General features: G+C 58.8%; 4 protein-coding genes. All 4 read left to right on the forward strand.

Annotated elements, in window-relative coordinates; genetic code table 11:
• Positions 1-178 precede the first annotated feature (178 nt).
• Positions 179-613 (forward strand): hypothetical protein, encoded by a 435-nt coding sequence (locus tag QOL68_RS18825; protein ID WP_282950481.1) that lies wholly within the window; start codon positions 179-181, stop codon positions 611-613.
• Positions 610-1,671 (forward strand): relaxase/mobilization nuclease domain-containing protein, encoded by a 1,062-nt coding sequence (locus tag QOL68_RS18830; protein WP_282950480.1) that lies wholly within the window; start codon positions 610-612, stop codon positions 1,669-1,671. Before QOL68_RS18825 ends, QOL68_RS18830 begins: the two co-directional genes overlap by 4 nt.
• Before the next feature lie 213 nt (positions 1,672-1,884).
• A complete protein-coding gene (locus QOL68_RS18835) occupies positions 1,885-3,561 on the forward strand; it encodes a recombinase family protein (RefSeq protein ID WP_282950479.1) in 1,677 nt (558 codons plus the stop codon).
• Between the two features lie 52 nt (positions 3,562-3,613).
• Positions 3,614-4,703: recombinase family protein (locus tag QOL68_RS18840; protein ID WP_282950478.1), on the forward strand; the 1,090-nt coding region annotated here is incomplete at its 3' end.

Here is a 4,703-nt window from a genome sequence, read left to right on the forward strand (position 1 = left end):
GGCGCGTGTTGTCTTACATTGCCCTATGATTTCAGCTTTGCTTCACCGGGCATGATTGATGGCGACAAATTCTGGGCCAACCACTGCGATGCTAAGCGTCCGCGTCGATGCGCAGGCGCTTACGGCGTTCGATAGCTTCGCGGTCGGTCGTGGCGGTCGGAGCGCTCTGGTGCGTCAGATGATCGAACGGACGCTGCAAGAGAACAGCGACCGACCCCATATCGACCGCCCGGAGGGCGCCGCGCGCAACCGGATCTCGCTGCGGTTTACTGAGGTCGAAATTGCCGTGATCGCGCACCGCGCATCACAGCGTTCGACCGATCGCGCCGGCTGGATCAAGGCATTGGTGCGCCGCCACCTTGCCCTGAAATCACGGGTCGATGACGGCCTGCTTGCTGAACTCGCACCGATCAGAATGCAGTTGCTCCGCATCGGTCGCAATCTCAATCAGGCGATGAAGGCCGCCAATGCAGCCATGCTCGAAACCGGCGACAGGAAGATCGAGCCCGAGCTGCGACGGATCGCCGATATGCGGATGGAGATTTCCGAGCAGGTCGCAGCCGTCGGCGATGCCATGCGCGGCGATGCGAGCTATTGGACGGTGGCCGAATGATGGCGATGGGATCAGTCTTGGAATCAGCTTTGTGGGAAGCGAGCCGTCCGCCGTATCGTGTGCGCTATATCCATGATCCGGGCGCTCAGCCCGGCGTGCCGCTTTATGCAAGCTACGGTGTCGCCAATCCGAAGACGGCACGCGCCAAGTTGGCGCGGATCGTGCGCGGCGCGCCCGAGGTGGTGGTCAAGGTCACGGGTCGCCAGCGGGGCGGCAGCCATGTCAAAGCCCATCTCGACTATATCGGGCGGAAGGGGGCGGTCGACATCGAAACCCGCGATGGTGAGATCCTGACCAGCAAGGACGACATCGCCGAGCGTGCGGCCGAATGGAGCGATACGCTCGAATGGCGGTCGCGGCCAACGGTGTCGTCGGTGTCGCTGATCTTCTCGATGCCCGAAGGCACCGACCCTCACAAGGTGCTGGGAGCGGTTCGCGCGCTGGCCCATGCCGAACTCAGCGACAATCACGACTATCTCTTGGCGCTTCATACAGACACGCCGCGTCCTCATGTCCATCTGACGGTTCAAGCCGAAGGCCTGGACCGCAATCGGTTTAATCCCAGGCCGGTTCAGCTTTATCGCTTTCGCGAGCGGTTCGCCCGCGAACTGCGCGAACGCGGTGTCGCGGCGGAAGCCACGCCCAGGCGGGCGCGGGGCAGGGGAGTCGCCGGATCGAGCATGCGGCTGGTCAAACTTCGCGCCCGTCTGGCGAGCGGGGCCAGCGGCGTGATGACCAACGCTGACAGGCGAACTAATGAGCAAGCCATCGCCGTTGCACGCGGTCAGGCGAATCTTCCCTCCTTTATCGCCAAAGGGAAAACCCGCTGGCAGGCGATACGCCAGGCCTACCGCCAGGCGGCCGCCGCGCTGGATGCAAGTGGGCAACCGGATGATCGGGCGCTCGCACGGGACGTCCGGAGATTCCTCGACAAGCAATCCGACGTACACGCCACGCCCGAAATCTTTGCCGCGCGTCATGCCCAGGCCCTGTCGGGAGCACGCGCTAAACATGATCCGCCAGTTCCTATGCCGCCACCGCAAGATCGAGGGCGCTAAGCTACGGCTTTGTTTCGCCTTAAGTGGGAAGGGAGGGCGGCAATGGACCAAGCGGGCTATTGGGGGCTAAAAGACGCGGCAGGACGATACGAACTAGCCAGGTTCGCACTGAGCGACCGCCCGACCCGTCGCCACCGTCCTGTTCGTGTCCGTTTAGCGATTGGCAGGGATTGACGCGGATAAGCCTCTTCCAACACAGGGCCGGAGGTAGACATGTCGAAGGAAATGGTTCTCCGGAATGGGAATGTCGCCGGCATACCGGCGGCGCAGTACATTCGCATGTCTACCGAGCATCAGCGATATTCTCCCGACAACCAAAAAGCCGCTATCGCATCGTTCGCCGACGCGCGCGGTTTTGAGGTCGTTAAAACCTATCTCGACGCGGGCAAAAGCGGCCTCTCTCTTGCGAAGCGCGATGGCCTGAAACAACTGCTCAGCGATGTCATCTCGGGAGCGATCAACTTTCGTGCTATCTTGGTTCTCGACGTTAGTCGGTGGGGTAGGTTTCAGGACACTGACCAAGCGGCGCATTACGAGTATCTGTGTCGCGAAGCGGGAGTACAACTCCACTACTGCGCGGAATCATTCGAGAATGACGGCGGCGCCATCTCGTCGATCGTCAAACATATGAAGCGAGTCATGGCGGCAGAATATAGCCGCGATCTCTCCGCTCGCATTTCGCGTGCCCAACGGCAGCAGGCTAAGCTCGGTTTCAAGATGGGCGGAATGGCTCCGTACGGCACCCGGCGCCAAGTGGTCGACGAAAACGGAAAGCGTCGAATGACGTTGAAGCCCCGCCAACGAAAGGCGCTCAGCACTGATAAAGTAATCTACGCCTTGGGACCGCCGACCGAGGTCGAAGTGGTAGAGAGGGTTTTTCGCGACTACGCGATCCGCAGAAAGAAGATGACCGAGATCGCGCGTTGGCTCAACGACGAGAAGCGCAAGCATCCGATGCGCGAGATTTGGACACCCGACATCGTGCGATGCATGCTGAAGAACGAAATATACATCGGCACGCTTGTCTTCGGCCGCCGCTATATGAACCTCGGCCGCACTATTTGGTTCGACGAGAAGGACTGGATCAGGGTCGCAGTGGTCCAACCCGCCGTGTCGGTTCAACTCTTCGAAGCCGCGGCGCGTCGATTGAAGCGCTCCGCAGCCTCCAAGAGGCCGTTATCGATGCAGGAACTTACAGAGGGGTTGGCTCGCCTATATGAGGAAAAAGGGAAGCTATCCCACGCGATCATAACGAAATGTCGCTACCTCCCTGTGCCGTCCGTTTTTGCCCGCCGGTTCGGATCGATCGAAGCAGCCTATACCGCGGTGGGTTTTACTCCGCAGCGTCATTTTCAGATCAACGACGCTGGCCTGCCATTCAGCGACGAAGAACTGCTTGATCAGATCCGAAGAATCCACCGCGAGCAAGGCCGGCTCACCATCGACCTCATAGACAAAGATCCTTTGGTACCGAGCCGCTCGTACTTTATCGCACGCTTTGGCGGTTTTCGAAACATTGTCCGCCTCGCTGGCTTGCCAATACCGCCGCGGTCGCAGCGCGACGTGGCAGGAGAGGCAAGGCAGCGCGCCCTTTATGAAACGAAGGCAAACCGAAAGGCGCCTTGCAGCCGGAATGAGGATGGTAAGAAGTTTACCAACGAGCAGATAGTTAGCAAACTTAAGACGCTGCTTGCTGAGAAGGGATATTTGTCGCGCCCTTTGATCAATGCGGATGGTCGCGTACCGATGAGCCATGCGGTTGCACTCAGGTTTAACGGGATGCTCAATGCGTACGCTGCTGCAGGATACTATTCGACGCAGAGTCAGGTTAACAAGGCGGCGATGGCGCGCGCGATGGGAACATGGATCTCGCCTTTTTTACGATCATGAGACCATCTCGCATCGACTAGCTTGGCCACGCTGAGGGAGAAGGAGTGGTCTGATGACTGAGAACCTGCCAGCTTCGCCGATACCGGTCGCTCAATATTTGCGCATGTCCAGAGATCATCAGCGCTATTCGATCAGGAATCAGGCGCGTGCGATCTCGGATTACGCCGCGCGGCATCACTTCGAGATCGTGAAGACCTACACCGATCCCGGCGAGAGCGGCCTGACCTTGAGGCAGCGCCCAGGACTTCAAGCATTGCTAGCCGATACGATGAAGCCGATCCGCTCCTTCGCCCGAATCTTGGTCCTAGATGTCAGCCGTTGGGGGCGGTTTCAAAACCTAGACGAGAGCAGCCATTACGAGTTTATTTGCCTCGAAGCTGGGGTGCCGATTATCTATTGTGCGGAGCCCTTCGAAAACGACGGCACGCCGGTCATGATGCTGCTGAAACAGATCAAGCGCCTGCAAGCTGCGGAGTTTAGCCGGGAGCTATCTGAAAAAGTAATTTACGCACAGCTTCTACAAGCGAAGATCGGCCACAAAATTGGCGGCCCCCGCCGGTACGGTTTCGACCGAATGCTCGTCGATCAGCACGACAGGCCGATCCAGAAATTAAAGCGCGGCGAAACGAAAGCTCTGAACTGCCAGCGCGTCGTTTATGTCAGAGGTTCGGACCAAGAGGCACAGGTAATTCGCGACATTTTCGCCTGGTTTACGCGCGACCGCATGAGCATGAAAGGGATCGCAGAGCGCCTGACCAATATGAAAATTCCGGCTGGCGATCGAGATGTCTGGAGCGCAAACATAGTGCGCCGCATTCTGTCGGACGAACTTGTATTGGGCATTTATGTCTTCAATCGGACGACGCAACGATTGAAGAGCAAGATGCGTCGGAACCCACCCGAAGCTCTGATTAAGACCAAGGTGACCGAGCCAATCATCAGCCGGGTTCAATTTGCATCGGCTGCACAGCGGTTGCGCATAAGACGGCGCAAAGTTCCTCGGGAGGAAAATTTGGCGGCCGTGTCCCGCCTGTTGCGCAGCAAAGGGTACCTCACCGGACGGTTGATCGACCAATGCCTCTACACCCCGAGTACGACCGTCCTCAGACGGCAGTTCGGAAGTATGACCGAGGTCTACAGAC

The organism is Sphingopyxis sp. Geo25 (assembly GCF_949769135.1).
GTDB lineage: Bacteria > Pseudomonadota > Alphaproteobacteria > Sphingomonadales > Sphingomonadaceae > Sphingopyxis.